This is a genomic window from Allolucifera butyrica (assembly GCF_900476375.1).
Taxonomy (GTDB): domain Bacteria; phylum Bacillota; class Negativicutes; order Sporomusales; family UPPP01; genus Lucifera; species Lucifera butyrica.
In genome coordinates this window covers 1-18,623 of record NZ_UPPP01000094.1, presented here as the reverse complement: position 1 = coordinate 18,623, position 18,623 = coordinate 1, and the positions used below count along the sequence as shown (strand labels likewise).

The 18,623-nt window shown below is 48.8% G+C and carries 14 protein-coding genes; 1 reads left to right on the top strand and 13 read right to left on the bottom strand.

The window, feature by feature from the left end:
• Positions 1–9: 9 nt before the first annotated feature.
• The 13 genes from LUCIF_RS18995 to LUCIF_RS18935 form a co-directional block, all read right to left on the bottom strand.
• The gene (locus LUCIF_RS18995) at positions 10–393 is read right to left on the bottom strand and encodes a hypothetical protein (RefSeq protein ID WP_122629440.1); all 384 of its coding nucleotides are present in this window, start codon (positions 391–393) and stop codon (positions 10–12) included.
• Positions 394–463: 70 nt separating this feature from the next.
• Positions 464–1,636 (bottom strand): ParB/RepB/Spo0J family partition protein, encoded by a 1,173-nt coding sequence (locus LUCIF_RS18990; RefSeq protein ID WP_122629439.1) that lies wholly within the window; start codon positions 1,634–1,636, stop codon positions 464–466.
• Positions 1,636–2,466 carry a ParA family protein gene (locus LUCIF_RS18985; protein WP_122629438.1) on the bottom strand — a complete coding sequence of 277 codons (831 nt, stop codon included), beginning with the start codon at positions 2,464–2,466 and terminating at the stop codon, positions 1,636–1,638. Before LUCIF_RS18985 ends, LUCIF_RS18990 begins: the two co-directional genes overlap by 1 nt.
• A 248-nt stretch (positions 2,467–2,714) precedes the next feature.
• Positions 2,715–4,100, bottom strand: a complete 1,386-nt coding sequence (rlmD, locus tag LUCIF_RS18980) for a 23S rRNA (uracil(1939)-C(5))-methyltransferase RlmD (RefSeq protein WP_122629437.1) — start codon at positions 4,098–4,100, stop codon at positions 2,715–2,717.
• Between the two features lie 54 nt (positions 4,101–4,154).
• A complete protein-coding gene (locus LUCIF_RS18975; protein ID WP_122629436.1) occupies positions 4,155–6,572 on the bottom strand; it encodes a Lon protease family protein in 2,418 nt (805 codons plus the stop codon).
• Between the two features lie 163 nt (positions 6,573–6,735).
• Complete coding sequence (locus tag LUCIF_RS18970; protein WP_122629435.1) at positions 6,736–6,987, bottom strand: hypothetical protein; 252 nt, start codon at positions 6,985–6,987, stop codon at positions 6,736–6,738.
• A gap of 25 nt (positions 6,988–7,012) precedes the next feature.
• On the bottom strand, positions 7,013–7,693 hold the full coding sequence (locus LUCIF_RS18965) for a CPBP family intramembrane glutamic endopeptidase (protein WP_122629434.1): 681 nt from the start codon (positions 7,691–7,693) through the stop codon (positions 7,013–7,015).
• A gap of 163 nt (positions 7,694–7,856) precedes the next feature.
• Positions 7,857–9,290, bottom strand: coding sequence for an Asp-tRNA(Asn)/Glu-tRNA(Gln) amidotransferase subunit GatB (gene gatB, locus LUCIF_RS18960; protein WP_122629433.1), 1,434 nt, complete (start codon positions 9,288–9,290; stop codon positions 7,857–7,859).
• Between the two features lies 1 nt (position 9,291).
• Entirely contained in the window at positions 9,292–10,758 is a 1,467-nt protein-coding gene (gatA, locus tag LUCIF_RS18955) for an Asp-tRNA(Asn)/Glu-tRNA(Gln) amidotransferase subunit GatA (RefSeq protein ID WP_122629432.1), read from the bottom strand.
• 12 nt (positions 10,759–10,770) lie between these two features.
• Positions 10,771–11,061 (bottom strand): Asp-tRNA(Asn)/Glu-tRNA(Gln) amidotransferase subunit GatC, encoded by a 291-nt coding sequence (gene gatC / locus LUCIF_RS18950; protein ID WP_122629431.1) that lies wholly within the window; start codon positions 11,059–11,061, stop codon positions 10,771–10,773.
• 176 nt (positions 11,062–11,237) lie between these two features.
• Positions 11,238–13,484, bottom strand: coding sequence for an NAD-dependent DNA ligase LigA (gene ligA, locus LUCIF_RS18945; protein ID WP_122629430.1), 2,247 nt, complete (start codon positions 13,482–13,484; stop codon positions 11,238–11,240).
• 22 nt (positions 13,485–13,506) lie between these two features.
• Positions 13,507–15,723: a DNA helicase PcrA gene (gene pcrA, locus LUCIF_RS18940; RefSeq protein ID WP_122629429.1), complete on the bottom strand. Its 2,217-nt coding sequence runs from the start codon at positions 15,721–15,723 to the stop codon at positions 13,507–13,509.
• Between the two features lie 234 nt (positions 15,724–15,957).
• Complete coding sequence (locus LUCIF_RS18935) at positions 15,958–17,580, bottom strand: putative manganese-dependent inorganic diphosphatase (protein ID WP_122629428.1); 1,623 nt, start codon at positions 17,578–17,580, stop codon at positions 15,958–15,960.
• 217 nt (positions 17,581–17,797) lie between these two features.
• Between LUCIF_RS18935 and LUCIF_RS18930 the strand changes: the two genes are divergently transcribed.
• The coding region (locus LUCIF_RS18930; protein WP_122629427.1) for a putative DNA modification/repair radical SAM protein at positions 17,798–18,623 on the top strand (826 nt) is incomplete at its 3' end.

Below are 18,623 nucleotides of genomic sequence, written 5' to 3'. Positions count from 1 at the left end.
AAGCACCTCCTACTTGAGCAACTCATCAAGTTGGCGTGCGCCGCTGTGCAGGCTGTGAATAATTTTTTTCAATATATTCCGTTCTTCCAAACCCACTGGAAAGTTCTCAAATTCCACAGCGATTTGTTTTAGCCGAGTCTGTAAAATCGCAAGGAAATCTGCGGCCAGCATGTCCAGTGACTGAACACCGGAAAAGGACAGGATATATCGCAGGGCCTCAACCTCTTGTTCCAGCTTCCCGGCATGGGCTTTTATTTCCTGATAATCCTTCGGCTCAATAACTTGCTCGACAGTCAATACGCCGCACTCGTTTAACTCCGTTTCCAAGACCATAATTTTCTCTTGCAGCGCGGCAATTACAATTTCTAATTCTTCCCGGCTTGTTTTCTCCACGGGACTCCCTCCTTTAGCAGCATGAAAAAAGCGGCAGAATCTCTGCCGCCAGTAAATAGAACTTTATCCCTTATCCCACTATGCTCTTTTCCAAACTATCCAGATGTGAAAGTAACTCCTTCCATACGGCGATTCTGCCCACCATCTGTTTCGAGGTATCTTTTTCTTCTACCAAACGTTCGGCTGTCTGCCGCATCTGATTGCCGCAAAAATCCGTCACCCACAGGATGCTCTTTTTTTGAATCTGTACGGACAGGCTGTAAAAATCCACTGTTTCTATTTGTTCCTTTGCTATACCATCTACTTCATCTTCTTCGGAAACGGCCGCTGCAAATTGTTCATGAACATCTTTCGGCAGGGGTTGAGTTGCATGTATCGGGGATACGCCGCCGGGTTCCTCTTGGGAAGGACTCTCTGCCTTTGATTCTGACTTTGGTGAAGGGTTTTTCTTACTTTTCTTGCTGTCAGGAGTGTCTGGCGTTTCCCCTTCTACAGCAAGCTCCTCCTCACCAGCAGCTTCTTCCCGGGCAAACGCCGAAGGCTTCTGCGCCCGGATTCCCTCTTTCACCTCAATTGCTGCCTGCACACTCCCGTCTTCCGGCAGGGCATGTTCCGCCTCTTCCTGCTCTTCCGGCGATAGGCCGGTTAATTCATACGCTGCCGACAACGGCAGTTTTCCTTCTTTTAGACGGTTCAAGAGTGCCGGTGAAAGCTTCAATAGCTCCAGCTTTCTTTTCAGCGTTGACTCGGACAATCCCAGCTGGCGGGCAAAATACGCGCGGAACTTCCCGCCTGGCTTCTCTTCCTCAAACCGCCTACGGAAAATGGGCTGTAAATATTTCAGCTCGTTGAGTTCATCCTCTATGGTTTTGTCGCGTTGGCAGTTGGCCGAAATGATTGCTTCTATTTCGTCTTCTTCTGATTCATAACGGCGTATGATGCATGGGACTTTCTCCGGAACGGATTCTCCCTGAACTTTTAGATACTTTAAAGCGGCAAGGCGCCGGTGCCCTGAAATCAGACGATAGGTGACTCCATCCTGCTGCATGACAACTTCAAGCGGCTGACGAATCCCGTTGCGCGAAATGTCCGCCGCCAAAACCTCTATATCGGCGATACTGTAAAAGTTTTGTTTATTCTCAGCAAGCGCGGACATATCAAGCAGGTGTGTCAATTCCGGCAGTATCTTCGGGCTTTGTGAGACCCGATTGAAATAGGCGTTCATATCAAGTTTTTTTGCCATCAGCGTTCCCAACTTTCTTTCGTGCAGAACAACTCTTCCATAAAATGCTTAAAATCCCGTGAGAATCCGCAGCTTGGCGAAAGTGTTTGAACAGAAATTCCACGCTCGGCTGCTTCACTCAATCGTTTTGCTCCTGTTTTGGTTAAACGAATGGTAGTTGAAAAAGTGGGTATTTTCTTCTGGATACGTTCCAAAATTGGGACAGAATCCGGCGTATATTTGTTTAGCACACACCCCCGGAAACGAAGGCGCCGGTCCGGCAACAATTCACTATATCCCTGGTCCATCGCGATTCGATCATTCTTTACCGCTTGCAGTTGCTCGTACATTAAGTCCATGCCATCGCAGGCATAGCAATCCGGTGTCGTTATGAATATAACTTCATTGGCTACCATCAATGCATTGTAAACGCTGGTATTGATGTCCGGCGGATTATCTATAATACAAAACTGATATTGTGTACGAACTGGCTCTAATGCCTCTTTGAGTAAGAACTTTTGATTGCGATTTTTATATTTATCGGAAAGCATAATGTCAAAATTCACTGCGGCTAGTCCCATATCCGCTGAAATAATATCAAGGTTTTCATATGCGGTTTTTTGAATTGCCTGTGCTGCCGAAATGCTGCCATCTAAAACTTCGGATAAAGTATTTTCTGTCTGCGCTTGAAAAAAGCGGCTGGCATTTCCTTGTTTGTCATTGTCAATGAAAAGTACTTTGACTCCTAGCTTTGCCAAGGCGCAGGCAACGTGCGTAGAAAGTGTTGTTTTTCCCACGCCTCCCTTGAGATTCATGAAGCAGAATATAATCATACCGGTACTTTGTTCCATGGAATTGTCTCCTCCCTTTTTGAAATAAAAAATAGACGTCCAATGCAAAAATTGAACGTCTAAACCATCTTTAAGAAATGTTTTTCCTTAAAAATCCCAATCTTCTAACTGCTGACTTTTTGTGTCTACACACTCCATATCTATAACCACAGAAACCCGGATATACTTTTTGAGGACCTTATTTCTTATTTTTTCGCCTTCTCCCACAAACACGAAATGCTTGTAGAAGTATCGGAAATTAAGGATTTCTAGGTAGTACGGCGTTGTAGCAACGCTATAGCCTCGACGTGGTACGTGTTCGGAAACATATCAACCGGTTGAATCTCCGCCGCCAGATAGCCGGAATCGGCCAACAGCGCCAAATCCCGGGCCAGGGAAGACGGATTGCAGGAAACATAAACAATGCGCTCCGGTTCCATGGCGGCGAAGGTTTCCAGCACCTTTGGCGCACAGCCGGCCCGCGGCGGGTCAACCACAACGGTTTTCGGCCGGATTCCCTGACGGAACAGTTTGGGCATAACCTCGACTGCGTCGCCAACAAAAAACTCTACATTACTCACCCCATTGTGGCGGGCATTTAACCGGGCATCTTCGATGGATTCCGGCACTACTTCAATCCCATAAACACGGGCGGCCTGCTTCGCCAAAAACAGGGTGATTGTTCCCGTGCCGCAATAGGCGTCAATCGCCACATCCTGCAGCGACAATCCGGCATACTCGAGCGCCTGATTATATAATTTTTCCGCTTGAACCGTATTCACCTGGAAAAAGGAACGGGCCGAAATCCGGAACGTAAAATCACTCAAACGGTCGGCTATGGTATCTTGCCCCCAAAGGGTCCGGGAATGGCTGCCTAAAATTACATTATTCCGCTTCGAATTCACATTTTGTATAACACTAACCAACCCAGGAATTTTTCCCCGCAGGGCCGCCACTAATTTGTCACTTTGCGGCAACTCCTCCGTTGCCGTAACCAAAACGACCATAACCTCACCGGTAGCCGTTCCTACCCGTCCCAAGACATGCCGCAGCACCCCCCGGCCTGTCGTTTCATTATAAACGGGAATCTTCATAGCCGCCGCTAATTCTTTTACTTGGCGCGCAATGCTGTTATTGATCTCATTCTGAATAAAACAGGTTTCGGTTTCAATAATTTCGTGGGTTCCCTGGGCATAACAGCCGACAGCCGTTTCTCCCTTCAAAAGGCCAACGGGATACTGCATTTTATTCCGGTAAAACCAGGGATTGTCCGCACCTAAGGTGGGATGTACCGTAATACCGGCCAATTTGCCGATGCGGGTGACGGCATTCATCACGGTTTGCCGTTTTACAGCCAGTTGAGAAACATAATCCAGGTGCTGCAATTGGCAGCCGCCGCATTGATAAAATACCGGACACCGCGGTTCAATCCTCGCCGGCGAAACCTTTACGATTTCCAACAGGCGCCCGGCGGCGTAATTTTTTTTCACGGTTTCAATCCGGACTTTGACCTGTTCACCGGGCAGTGCATAGGGTACAAAAACAGTGAAATTTTCAAACCGCCCGACCCCTTCCCCGCTATGTCCCAAATTTTCGATATCCAATATATAAGTATTTCCCGTTGTGACGGGTTGTTGCCAATTTTTATTCGTCATTCTGCTGCTCCCCTGCTCTATGTTGAAAAAGGCACCCCGGACGGGGCGCCCTTGCTATGACTTTTGTCCTTCTTCGGCGGCTTTGCCCAATTTGATGAGCGTGTCCGTATATTCCCTGAGTTTCCGGGTAACAAGACCATGCACTGAATCCGCGGGATACCTGCCGTCGGCATTTTTTGCCCCGGCCGGTCTGCCGGTCAGAATTTCAATGCCCTGGTCAATGGTTTCCACAGGATAGATATGGAACAAACCCCGGCTGACAGCGTCAACCACTTCGTCATTCAAATTCAGGTTATTTATATTTTGATGCGGTATCATAACCCCCTGTTTACCCGTCAATCCTTTTAGTTTGCAAACAGAGAAAAAGCCTTCTATTTTTTGCGTTGCCCCGCCAATGGGCTGAACTTCCCCCTTTTGGTTGACCGAGCCGGTAACGGCAATATCCTGTTTAATAGGCAAGCCGGATAAACTGGATAAAATGGCATACAGCTCGGTGCTGGAAGCACTGTCGCCGTCCACACCGTCATAGGTCTGCTCAAAAGTCAGGCTGGCCGCCAGGGTCAGCGGGTAATCCTGGGCGTACTTCTGTCCCAGATAACCGCTTAAGATCAACACGCCCTTGGTATGACTCGTACCGCTCATTTTTGTTTCCCGTTCAATATTGATAACGCCGTTTTTGCCTAAATACGTATTGGCGGTAATCCGGGACGGTTTGCCAAACATATACTCGCCAACCGCCATAACCGCCAGGCCATTAACCTGGCCAACCTTTTCCCCGTCCGTATCAATGAGCAACTTGCCTTCGGCAAACATTTCCTGCAGCCGGTCTTCATATTTATTGGAACGGTTCCGCTTTTCCTCAATCGCCCTGCGTATATGCCGGTCCATGACAAGCTCGCTGCCTTCCAGAGTGGCCCAGGCATCGGCCTCGCACAAAAGCTCAATCACTTCATTAAAACGGGTCGTTAATTTATTTTGACTGTCCGCAATGCGGCTGCAGTGTTCTGCTATTTTGACCACGGCGGACCGGTGAAAATGTTTTAATTGGTCCTGCTCCACGGCGGAACTGATAAACCCGGCCAGCTTTTGGATATTAGAAAATGTATTGTCCATTTGCACATCGAAATCGGCATGGATTTTAAACAGTTTCCGAAAATCTTCGTCATAATTATAGAGCAAATAGTAGATATACGGATTGCCGACCAAAATAACTTTCACGTTGACAGGAATGGGCTGGGGCTTAAGCGATGCCATGGCTAACATGCCGAATTGTTCGCCTAAATTTTCAATATGCAGTTTCTTGGTCTTTAAAACCCGCTTTAACGCCTCCCAGGATTGAATATTGGTCAACAAGTCCCGGGCGTTCAAAATGAGATACCCGCCATTGGCTTTATGCAGGGCACCGGGTTTTATCATAGTGAAATCGGTACTGACCACACCCATACGCGTTTCATACTCCACCCGTCCAACCAGATTATAATAGGTCGGGTTCACTTCGATAATGACCGGAGCCCCTTCGGTATCATGATTGTCAACCAGCAAGGTAATATTATACTTATCTTTCACGGAATCCTGCATATTTTTCTTGAAAATAAGAAGCGGGTTTTGTTCTTCTTCCGTCTGCGGCTTAAAATCACCGATATTTTTTACTACATCCTGCTTAACTGCTTCCAAATAAGTGATTACGTCTTTATGCTCGCTGTATTTTTCCCTGAGTTCATCAATCAAATGCCCGACGGCAAACAAACCCACTTTGGCATCCAGACTTTTCAGTTCTTCCCGTACTTCCCGCTCGACCTGCTGTAAATGGCGGACAACTACCAAGGCCTTGTCATGTACGGTAAGTAATTTTTTTTCAATTTCGTCCCGCTGCTCTTTATCCAGTTTTTGATATTCTTCCGGGGTCAGCGGCTTCCCGTCCACTACGGGCAGACCGACAAAACCGGTTGTCGACCATTGCGGCAGGATCCCCACCTGTTCGGCTTGCTGATTAAATTCCTCGATAACCGCCGAGCGTTGTTCCTGATATTTTTTGGCAACGGTGCTTTTAGCCTGTTCATAATCATCTCCGCTGAAAACTTTGGGGATTTCCCGTTTTAGATCTTCTACCAGTTCCTGCATGTCCTGCCGCAGAATACTGCCTAGTCCCGGCGGCAGGGATAAAGCAATGGGCTGGCCCTGATTTTCAAAATTATTCACATAGCACCAATCGTTAGGGACTTCTTGCTTCTGGGCAACTTTGTGGACAGCCGATTTGGCATAAGTAATTTTCCCCGTGCCTACCAACCCGGAAATAAAAATATTGTAGCCGGGAATTTTGGTAAACAAGCCGAATTCCACGGCTTTGACGGCCCGTTCCTGCCCAATCATTACATTCAGCGGCGGCACACTCGCGGTAGTTTCAAAAGAAAGCTTGCTTTCATCACAAACAAAACGCAGTTTTTCTACCGGTAATTCCTGGTATTTGGTCATGTAATCAATCCCTTCTCTTTTACTTAACCAAGTGGCCACACCCGATCAAGCACTGTGCAGTAAGCCGGAGCAGGTATGAGGGTTGCTGCAACGCTATGATATTATCTGTTACATATTTCTACCAAATAGCGGGAAATTCCTTGCAGTGATTCAGTTATATATATTATGCAGGACTTTCTCCCCAGTCAACTTCCTGGCTGCCGCAATAGAGGCAAATGTCAAAAAAAGCGGCGGGATTATCCAGGGCGGCGGTCGTAACCTGCTTATCCGCCCCGAGACTTCGGGTCCTGACAATTTCATTCCCGTTAAAATCGCCCGCCAGTCCTGACAAGGGTCCGTTAGCCGACTGAGCCGGCGGAGGAATCCTGCTGGAACCAAAACTGCTAGTGTTGCCGCAAACCCGGCATCGAGGCATAGTCTCATCCCCTTGCGTGAATTTTTTACGATAATGGAAATCCCCAGAATAACAGCAGAATCTTGCTGGTATTGATAAAAGCATGCGCCACAATCGCGCTGAACAAGGAACCGGACCAGTAATATACCATGGCCAGTCCCATACCTACGATCACCATCTCGGGCAGCCAATACAAATTAAAATGCATGAGGGCAAAAATTATTGCGCTGATAAATGCGCCGCCCCACAAGCCCCAGCGTTCCTTCATCGGCAGAAAGGTAAACAGGCGATATAGCGTTTCCTCGGCAACGGGAGCGGCAATTCCCGCCAAAACGAGAGGGACGGAAAGCTCCTGCCAGGTAGAAGCATTCTTTACCAAAACGACTAAAGGGTGCTGCGCCGGTGTTAAAAGAAGCGCCGTAGCATAAATCCGCTCGCTAAAGATACTGACTCCCAGCAAAATTCCCCCTGCCGCCAGTCCCCAAACCAGGTTGGGCCAAAATCGAACGCCGCTCACTCCCAGAAAGACAGGATTTACGCGGTATTTACGCAGGGCCAGACCGACAAGAATCAGGATTACAACCCGGTCGGTCAGTTCGACCGTAAACGGCGTTGCCGTAAATAGAAGGGGATATACAAGACGGACCAGCAGTAATCCCACTGCCAGACGCAATAGGTGGATGAACAGCACATCTTTTAGATTCCAGGGAATATTTGCCGTTAGCATCGCGTCAACCTCTTTTTAAGGCGTATCAATACCATTATGTACGGCCAGGAAATCTTTCATGCACTAAAACAGCTTCCAGCTTTGTCAATAGGTCAGGTAATTATTAGAATCAAAAAAGAAAATCAGGAAATTACTCCTGATTTTCTTTAACAGGTTGATGTTTTTACATGCGCTCCCGCAGCAATTTGTTTACCAGTTCCGGATTCGCCCGCCCCTTGGTCTGCTTCATAATTTGGCCGACCAAAAAACCGATGGCCCGGTCCTTACCGGCCTTAAAATCGGCTACCGACTGGGGATTGGCCGCCAGAACGGCATCGACAACCGCCACAATAGCCCCTTCATCGCTAATCTGTACCAAGCCTTTTTCTTTCACAATGGTCTCGGCATCCTTGCCGCTTTCCCACATGTCTTCAAATACGGCCTTGGCAATTTTGCCGGAAATAGTTCCTTTTTGCAGCAGTACAAGCAACCCGGCCAATTTTTCCGCTGTCACCGGGCTGTCGGCTATACTCAGCGCCGCAGCGTTCAAATGCTTGGATACATCACCCATAAGCCAGTTAGCCGCTGTTTTGGCCTCAGCACCCAGCTCTACAAGCACATCAAAATAATCGGCCATGGCCCGGCTGGCGGTAATAACGGCGGCGTCATAGGAAGATAAGCCGTACGCTTCCATCAGTCTGGCCTGCCGCGCGTCGGGCAGTTCCGGCAAATGGCGCCGGATGTCTTCCACCCATTGGAGATCTACCACAATAGGCACTAAATCCGGCTCGGGGAAATAACGGTAATCATGGGCCTGTTCTTTGCTACGCATGGACAGGGTCATTCCCTTGGCTTCATCCCAGGAACGGGTTTCCTGGATCACCCGGCCGCCTTCAGCCAGAATTTCTGTTTGACGCAATACTTCATATTCCAACCCCCGTTGGACGGAACGGAAAGAATTGAGATTTTTGAGCTCGCTTTTTGTCCCCAATTGAGTCTCACCCCGGGGGCGTAAGGAAATATTGGCATCGCAGCGCAAACTTCCTTCTTCCATTTTACAGTCGGAAACATCGATATACTCAAGAATGGCCTTCAGTTTTTCCAGATAGGCTTTCGCTTCCTCCGGCGAGCGCAGGTCAGGCTCCGAAACGATCTCAATCAACGGCACACCGGTGCGGTTGTAGTCAACCAGGGCATATTCGGAGTTGGAAATTGTGCCGGAATGGACCAGCTTGCCCGCATCCTCCTCCATATGAACCCGCGTAATGCCGATCCGCTTGGTTTTCCCGTCGACTTCGATATCAAGATAGCCGTTAACGGCTATGGGCAGGTCATATTGCGACGTTTGGAAGTTCTTCGGCAGGTCGGGGTAGTAATAATTTTTCCGGTCGAATTTACTAAAAGGAAGAATTTCGCAGTTCAAGGCCAGCCCGGCCCGGACGGCAAACTCCACCACTTTTTCATTAATAACCGGCAAAACTCCCGGCAAGCCAAGGCAGACAGGACAAACATTGGTATTTTGCTCCGCCCCGAATTTAGTGCTGCAGCCACAGAATATTTTCGATTGGGTCTTTAATTCCGAATGGACTTCCAGTCCAATGACGACTTCATAATCCATGTTATCGAACCTCCCCCAGCGGAGCCAGCCGCTTGTGGTAGTCATTACTCTGTTCAAAGGTGTAGGCGGCCCGCAGAATGGTTTCTTCCCCCAATGGCTTACCGATAATTTGCAGGCCCACCGGCAGCCCGTCTGAGAACCCGCAGGGCAGGGAAATGGCGGGAATACCGGCCATATTTACGGGTATGGTGCACACATCTGCCAGGTACATCGCCAGCGGGTCATTGGTTTTTTCCCCCACCGGAAACGCCGTTGTGGGAGCCACCGGCGTAACCAGCACATCCACCGCGTCAAAGGCTTTGTCAAAATCCTGCTTGACCAGGGTTCGCACTTTCAGCGCCTTCAGGTAATAGGCGTCATAATAACCGGAGCTTAAAGCATACGTTCCCAGCATGATCCGCCGTTTGACTTCTTTGCCGAACCCTTCGCTCCGGGCCCTTTTATACATGCTGATAATATCATTGCCATCGCTCCGGTAACCGTAGCCTACGCCATCGTAGCGGGCCAGATTGGAACTGGCCTCGGCGGTAGCTACCAGGTAATAGGCCGATAAGGCATATTCCGTATGAGGCATTGAGATTTCCCGGTACTCCGCTCCCAAGGCCACGAATTGATCAATAGCCTTATAAACGGCCTTCTCCACGGCCGGGTCCATGCCGGCGACAAAATACTCTTTCGGTAAACCGATCTTTAAGCCTTTGACGTCCTTCACCAGGGACCGGGTATAATCAGGCACCGGCGCATTAATGGAGGTGGAATCCCGGTGATCATGGCCGCTGATTGCGTTGAGAACGTAAGCGCAGTCCGTCACGTCCCGGGTAATGGGTCCAATCTGGTCAAGGGACGATGCAAATGCCACCAGACCGTAGCGGGACACCCTGCCATAGGTCGGCTTCATACCGACAACCCCGCAATAGGCCGCAGGCTGCCGGATCGAACCGCCCGTATCGGATCCCAAAGCCCAAACCGCTTCGCCGGCGGCCACCGCCGCAGCCGAGCCGCCGCTGGAACCGCCGGGAACCGTATTGATATTCCAGGGATTCCTCGTAACCTGAAATCCCGAATTTTCCGTGGAGGAGCCCATGGCGAATTCGTCCATATTGGTTTTGCCAAGGATCACGGCGTCTTCCGCCGCCAGCTTGTCAACCACCGTAGCATTGTAAGGCGGCACAAAACCGGCCAAAATTTTGGAAGCACAAGTTGTCTTGATTCCCTGGGTGCATAAATTATCTTTCAGTCCGGCGGGAATTCCGGCTAAGGGGGCAATGGCCGCCCTGTTTTTGATCTTTTGGTCGACAGCCGCCGCCTGCTTCAGCGCCAGCTCCCGGGTTTGCGTAATATAAGCCTTAACCTCCGGTTCGGCTTGATCGACCCGTGCCAGTACGGCTTGCGTGATTTCTGCCGCCGAGACTTCTTTTTTTACCAGTTTGTCATGCAGCTCATGGGCTGCTAATTGAAACAATTCCATGCTCTTTTCCCCCTAGCCTTCTATGATTCTGGGAACTTTGAAATAGCCGTCTTCCTGCTCGGGCGCATTCGACAGCGCCAGTTCCCGGCTTAGAGAGGGTTTGACTTCATCGGGACGCATTACATTTTGCAGCGGCAATACGTGGGCCGTCGGCTGAATGTCAGTGGTATCCAATTGGTCGAGCCGGTCAACATATTCCAAAATAGCATTTAGCTGGCCCGTAAAGGTTTCCATTTCGTCAGCCGGAATCTCCAGCCGCGACAAAAGCGCTACATTTTCAACATCCTTACGCGAAATTTTCATATTTTTCACCATCCAACATCAAAGAATCTTTCACAAAGTTTCCATATAAGCAATATTATACCACGACTCGCTTTACTTGAAACAGGCCCTGCCGCTAAAAATCATCCCGTTAAACAGCAACCCAGGGAATCTCTCCCTGGGTTGCCTGTCAATCGGAATCCACCCTTCATTTATCATTAGGACTTTAGCAGGCTTAGGAACTCGGCTTCGGTAATAATCTTGATACCAAGAGACTGTGCTTTGTTCATTTTATCGCCGGCACCTTCGCCGGCTAAGAGATAGGTAGTTTTCTTTGATACACTGCCAGCAACGCGCCCACCGTATTCCTTAATTAGCTGAGATGCTTCCTCCCGGCCCAATGTTGGCAATGTCCCCGTTAGAACGAATGTTGCTCCTTCCAGCCGGTTATCAATCACTTTACCGGCAGAGCTTGATTTCATATTAACGCCAGCTTGTTCAAGACGTTCGAGAATCACTTTCGTTTGGGGCTCGGCAAAAAAGTCGGAAAGCGCTTTGATACTTACTTCCCCCATCCCTTTAATGTCGCCATTTGTCTTTAGTTCCTTCTCGGCATCGCTTAGCTTTTTATTGATCTCACTAAGCATATTCAAATCCTCTGGCCTCGTAGAAGTCTTCAGCGTCTTTTCAAGCCTGCTGCGCTCTTTTTTTAATTGTTTTTCTATTTCTTTCAGTTGCTTATATTTATCATAACTAATCTTAGCAATCGCATGTATGTCAGGAAAGTTTTCTTCCAGGATACTTCCTGTATGCTTACCTATATTAGGTATTCCAAAACCATTTATGAGACGCTCAAGACTTTGCTCCTTGGAACGCTCTATGGCCGAAAGCAAATTATCTGTACTGGCTGTGTAATCGGGTTCCTTCTGTTTGCGTGGCCGTTCCTCTTTACCTAGAGCCAATTGCTTACGGGGTCGGGGAGTAATCCCATTCGCAATAAAATCGTTCCGATAATTTTTGAGATAGTATATATCGGCAATATCTTTTATATATCCTTTGTCCATAAGCGAATGAACTGCAGCCGGTCCCAGACCCTCTATATCCATCGCTCCCCTGGATGCAAAGTGAACAATCAGTCGTGCAAGCTGCGCAGGACAGTTTATTCCGGTACAGCGGATGTCGGCTCCGTCTTCACCCCGTAAAGCAGGTGCACCGCAGACTGGGCATCGATCAGGGATTTTAAAAGAAGCAGAACCTTCGGGACGTTGCTCTTTTATGACCCTAACAATCTCCGGAATAATTTCTGCAGCTTTTCTTACGATTACCGTGTCTCCAATCCGTATATCCAGACGGTCAATCTGATCTTGATTATGCAGCGATGCCCGGGATACTGTTGTACCCGCTAACCTAACAGGCTCTAAAATAGCTAAGGGAGTTAATCTTCCGGTTCTTCCGACGTTTACCTCGATATCTAATACCATGGTCGCCTTTTCCTCGGGAGGATACTTATACGCAATCGCCCATCTCGGCACTTTGGAGCTGGCGCCAAGTTTTTCCCGGTCAGCCAGATTATCTAATTTTATAACTGCACCGTCTATTCCAAATGGAAGTTCACCCCGGGTTTCATCGATTAGCGTAATCGCTTCCCAAACTTCTTCTTCTGTAACACACTTAAAATATTTTGGTACAGGAAAACCCTGCATCGCTAACCAGTCAAGTGTCGCCGCGTGAGAGGTAAAATTCTTTCCTTGTATTGCTTGAAGATTAAAGACAAAAATAGATAAATTCCTTTCAGCAACTACATTAGGGTCTAACTGCCGCATAGTGCCTGCCGCACAGTTTCTAGGATTAGCAAAGATTTTACCTTCTATCTCTTCTTGCCTCTCATTGACGGCCACAAATGCATCATTATCCATGTAAACTTCACCCCGTACTTCAAGGTAGGGGAGTTTTTCATGAATGCTCAGAGGCACACTATCTATCATCTTAAGGTTTTCGGAAATATCCTCGCCGTAGCTTATTCCATCGCCGCGCGTCATACCTTCTGCAAATTTTCCGTCTCTATAGCGTAGCGCAACAGAAAGACCGTCGATTTTGTGTTCTACAATAAATACTGGGTTTTCGACTTCTCGCTGCATTTTTGTAATAAAGTCTGCCACTTCTTCTCTTGAGAATCGATCGTCCAGTGAAAGCATAGGAACATCGTGCGCAATTTGCTTAACGCCTCTTTTAGCTTTCCCGCCAACTTTCTTTGTAGGTGACTCTGAAGTTACTGATTCGGGGTGTTCCTGTTCAAGATTCTGCAATTCCCGAAGCATAAGATCATATTCATGATCGGTTATTTCCGGTGCATCTTCTTCGTAATATTTTTTATTATGATACTCAATCTTCTCTCTCAGCTCTTTAATACGGTCATGGACCTGTTTTCTCAGTTCTGCCGCTTCACGGGCAGCCTCCTGCTGCATGCTTAACTCTCCTCGCTCTTTGTCATACTTTGGTTATCGGGGCTGCCTGAGCCAATAACCGTTTAACTCCCTCACTGGGAAAGGCAATATGCACTTCCTGATTGGCTCCGTTGCCCCGGACTGCAATGACTGTGCCAATCCCCCATTTGGCATGGCGGGCCTTATCGCCGCTTTTCCAGACTGCATCCTGTGAAGGAGCGGCGGCGGCCGGCCGTGAAGGCGGTGTCATAAAGGCAGGGCTCTTTAACGCCGGACGTCCCCATTCTTTCGCCGGAGCCAGTCTGCCGGACGGTGCGGCAGCCGTTTTAGGAACTCCCACTTTTTCCACTAACGCAGCCGGCACTTCATTTAAAAAGCGGGACGGCGGATACATGACCGTATTGCCGTAAATGGTCCGCATGCGGGCATTCGTCAGATACAGTTTGCGCTGCGCCCGGGTAATGCCCACATAGCACAGGCGGCGCTCTTCTTCCAGTTCCTCTTCGTTCATTAATGTCCGCATATGCGGAAACATGCCTTCTTCCATGCCGGCCATGAATACAACGGGAAATTCCAGTCCTTTCGCCGAATGCAGCGTCATGAGCGTCACCCGTTCGTCCGCCATTTCGGCGGTGTCAATATCCGCCACCAACGCCACATGGTTTAAAAAGTTCTCCACCGTATTCTCCTCGCCGGTAGCGGCGAATTCCTTGGCAACGCCAATGAGTTCCCGCAAGTTTTCAATGCGGCCCTCCGCTTGCGGTGTGCTTTCGTTTTCCAGTTCCGTCAGGTAACCCGTATCGGTCATAATTTTTTCCAGCAGTTCTTCCACTAATAGAAGATTGACCTGTCCCATGAGGTTAAACAGCAGTTCGGCCAGGCCTTCCAACTGTTTTTTAGCCCGGGAAGTCAGGTCGGGCACCGCATCCGGATTGGAAACGGCATCGAACAGGGTCATGCCATGCTGCACCGCATAGTCGGTCAACCGGCCGATCGTTGTATCGCCGATACCGCGCCGCGGCACGTTGATAATACGCAGGAGACTGATCGCATCGGCCGGGTTATACAACACCCGCAGATAGGCCAAAACGTCTTTGACTTCTTTACGGTCATAAAATTTTACACCGCCTACCATTGTATAAGGAATGCCGCATTTGATAAACGCTTCTTCCAAAACGCGGGACTGGACATTGGTCCGGTAAAGCACCGCCATCTCACCGTAACGGGTCCGGTAGACCGTATTCAGTTTGATTACCGTATCGGCCACATATTGGGCCTCGCTTCTTTCATCGGCGGCCAGATAATAGTTGATGCATTCGCCCTGGGTATTATCCGTCCACAGCGCTTTCGGACGGCGGCCGGTATTATTGTCAATCACCGCATTAGCCGCATCCAAAATTACTTTGGTGGAGCGGTAGTTTTGCTCCAGCAGAATGGTTTTAGCTTCAGGATAATCCTTCTCAAAATCCAAAATATTCCGGATATCGGCGCCACGCCAGGCATAAATGCTTTGGTCGGCATCGCCGACAACACAAAGATTATGGTGTTTCTCCGCCAGGATGCGGGCCAGCAAATACTGAGCCCGGTTAGTGTCCTGATACTCGTCGATCATTATGTATTTAAATTTATCCTGGTATTTCTGCCGCACTTCGGGCACTTCCTCCAAAAGCCGCACCGCTAACAGCAGCAGGTCGTCAAAATCCAGGGCATTATTACTCTTCAGCTTTTGCTGATATAGTTTATAAATTTCCGCCACCTTTTGAGCGTGAAAATTGTCGGCTTGCTGTTCAAACTGCCGCACATCCAACAGGGCGTTCTTGGCATTGGAAATAGCGGCCTGCATGCCGTTGGGCGGAAAGTGTTTGTCGTCCAGATTGAGTTCCTTTAAGCAGTTTTTAACGAGAGCCAGGGAATCACTGGAGTCATAGATCGCAAAATTATGGGTATAGCCGCCGAGATGTTCAATTTCCATGCGCAAAAATTTAGCGCAGAAAGCATGAAACGTACTCAGCCAAATGTCCTTGGCCCTGGGGCCGATAATGGAATGAACCCGTTCGCGCATTTCTGCGGCGGCTTTATTGGTAAAGGTAATGGCCAAAATATTATAGGGGGCCACACCCTGTTCCAATAAATAAGCAATGCGGCAGGTCAACACTCTGGTTTTGCCCGAACCGGCCCCGGCCATAATTAAAAGGGGACCATTCATATGGGTTGCGGCAGAATGCTGGGCGGGATTTAACCGGTCAAGTATATTATGCATGGATTCCTCCGTTACATGAGTAAAATATTCTTTAATCCTACTTTTCGCACTCCTCTGTCACCCGGCACTAAATTCTCCTGAGAAGATAAACCAAGCGAAATATGGCTGCAGATTTGGTGCGAAATGTGGATTTTACCAACGTAAAATTATTAGTTTCGCTAAAAAGCATGATTTTCCTCCCCCAACAAAAAAAACAGACCAAACCGCAACCGGTTCAGTCTGTCCAGTCTCGCATCAACGGCGCGCCGCCTCGACCATAAGCGGAACTACTTGTTTTTTCCGGGACATGACGCCTTTAAGATACAAAATCCCCGGTTCGTCGCTGTGGCCTACATTATGAAGCAGGCTGGCTCCCGGTCCCGTATAAATCAATTGCGTAGCCTCGTTAATGATATCGGTCACCATGAGGCCTACCATGTCATACCGTTCCTTGTTCCGCACCAGTTCCATGTAGTCAAGCAATTCCGACTTAAAAGACAAAATTTCGTTAGGGTCCATTACGGATATCTGGCCGATTGCCACCCGGTATTCCCCGATCTGGTATTCCTTTAAATCATTATGCACAATCTCGGCAATCGACATTTCACTGAATGCCGAACCGGCTTTCAGCATGGCCATGCCGAACTCTGCAATATCAAGTCCCACCTGGGCCGCCAGTTTCTCGGCCGTCTGCCGGTCCGTTTCCGTGGCGGTCGGCGATTTAAACAATACCGTATCCGATATAATGGCAGCCAGTAACAGCCCGGCAATATGCCGGGGCATTTCCACCGCCCGGTGCCAGTGCATACTGGCCACAATGGTAGAGGTTGAGCCAACCGGTTCGTGGCGGATGAAAATAGGTTCGCCCGTCTGCAAGCCTCCCAGACGGTGATGATCAACAATTTCTATAATTTGGGCCTCTTCAATACCTTCCACGGCTTGCGTCCGCTCATTATGATCCACTAAAATAATCTTTTCCCGCTGAGGGACGATCAACTGATCACGGTCGATCAAACCAATCAGCTTGCCATTTTCCGCAACCGGATAATTCCGGTGATTGGTTGCCACAATAATATTTTTCACTTCTGTTAACAGCTCTGTGGGCTTAAAGGCGGTCACTGCCGGCTGCATGACCATATGTACGGGAATACTCTGGTTGATTAGCCGGGCACAGCTATAGGTATCATAAGGAACCTGAATGATAATGACATTCCGTTCATTGGCTGCTTCCCGCACCCGTACCGACACATTGGCATTGCTGGTAATTACCAGACAAACTATGTTTTTCTCAATACAAGCCAATTGAACGTCTTCCCGGTCACTGACCAGTAGAATATCTCCCGGTTGAACCAGGTCGGAAATTGTGGAAGTTTGCGCCGCCGCAATCCGCACGTAACCGGATACGGTCCGGCTTAACCCGCTGCCGCAGATCAACGTGCCGCCCAATGCCCGGAGAACTGCTTCAAAGTCAATTCCCGCACTGCTTAAATCCTGCATTTCCATTTCTTCAAAATAACGGTTGGCCAAATCTCCCACCGACACCATGCCAATCAGCGTTCCGGCATCATTCACCACCGGCATAGACTTCAGCTTGTTCTTTTTCATTACATTACCCAATTCGCGCAAGGTATTCCAAGGGTGAATGCTAATCGTGCCTTTCATGACATCTTTTACCCGGGGATATAAATCACTAACCAAGACAGGCGCACTAACACCGAAATAATCCAGCACATATTTCGTTTCGGCATTAATCTTTCCAGCCCGGGCCGGAATCACATCCTCCCCCATGGCGGTCTTCAAATGAGCATACCCAATTGCTGCACAGATGGAATCCGTGTCTGGATTACGGTGGCCAATTACATAAACCGGCTTGGACATTTATTTTCCTCCTTGAGCCATCGAATGCCAAAGTAATAAACGTAACCACACCTCCATTATAAGGCAAATACATTATAAAGCAAGCCGCGTATGATGTTACAGAATTTTGCAACAACAGTCAACAGAACATATGTTTGCAAAATAAAGGTTCCGGTTATATAATTAAATTAATATCGACGTTAGGATATTTATAAGGGGTCAGTAAGGAGCGATGGCTGTGGATGTTTTCGATAAGTTAAAAATTTTGACCGACGCGGCAAAATATGATGTGGCCTGCACCTCGAGCGGTGTAGATAAAAAGGCAATGGCCGGCGGAATTGGCAGTGCGGCCGCCTGCGGTATCTGTCACAGTTTTTCTGCCGACGGACGGTGCATTTCCCTGTTAAAAGTGCTGCTGACCAATGTTTGCGCTTATGATTGTAAATACTGCGTCAACCGCCGGACCAACGACACGCCGCGGGCCGCTTTTACTCCCCGGGAATTAGCCGATCTGACCATTAGTTTTTACCGGCGGAATTACATTGAGGGCCTTTTTCTAAGCTCGGGTGTGCTGAAAAACCCGGACTATACCTGTGAACAAATGATCGAGACGCTGCGTATTCTGCGGCAGGAATACCGGTTTTCCGGCTACATCCACGCCAAGGCCATCCCCGGCGCGGACAGAGACCTCATCACCCGTCTGGGCATGCTGGCAGACCGGATGAGCGTCAATATTGAGCTGCCGTCCCAGAACAGTCTGCGCCTCCTGGCGCCGGACAAATCAAAGCATTCCATTTTCACTCCCATGGGCCATATTCAAAACCGCATCCGGGAAAATACCCGGGATATAGTAAAATACCGCCATGCTCCCAAGTTTGTCCCCGCCGGACAGAGTACCCAGATGATTATCGGCGCCACACCGGACACGGATTGGCAAATATTGAATTTAGCCGAAGGTCTTTACAAAAAATATAGCCTGAAACGGGTCTTTTTCTCTGCCTATGTACCGGTAGCGGCAGACAGCCGCCTGCCGGCCCTGGATACAAAACCGCCGCTGTGGCGGG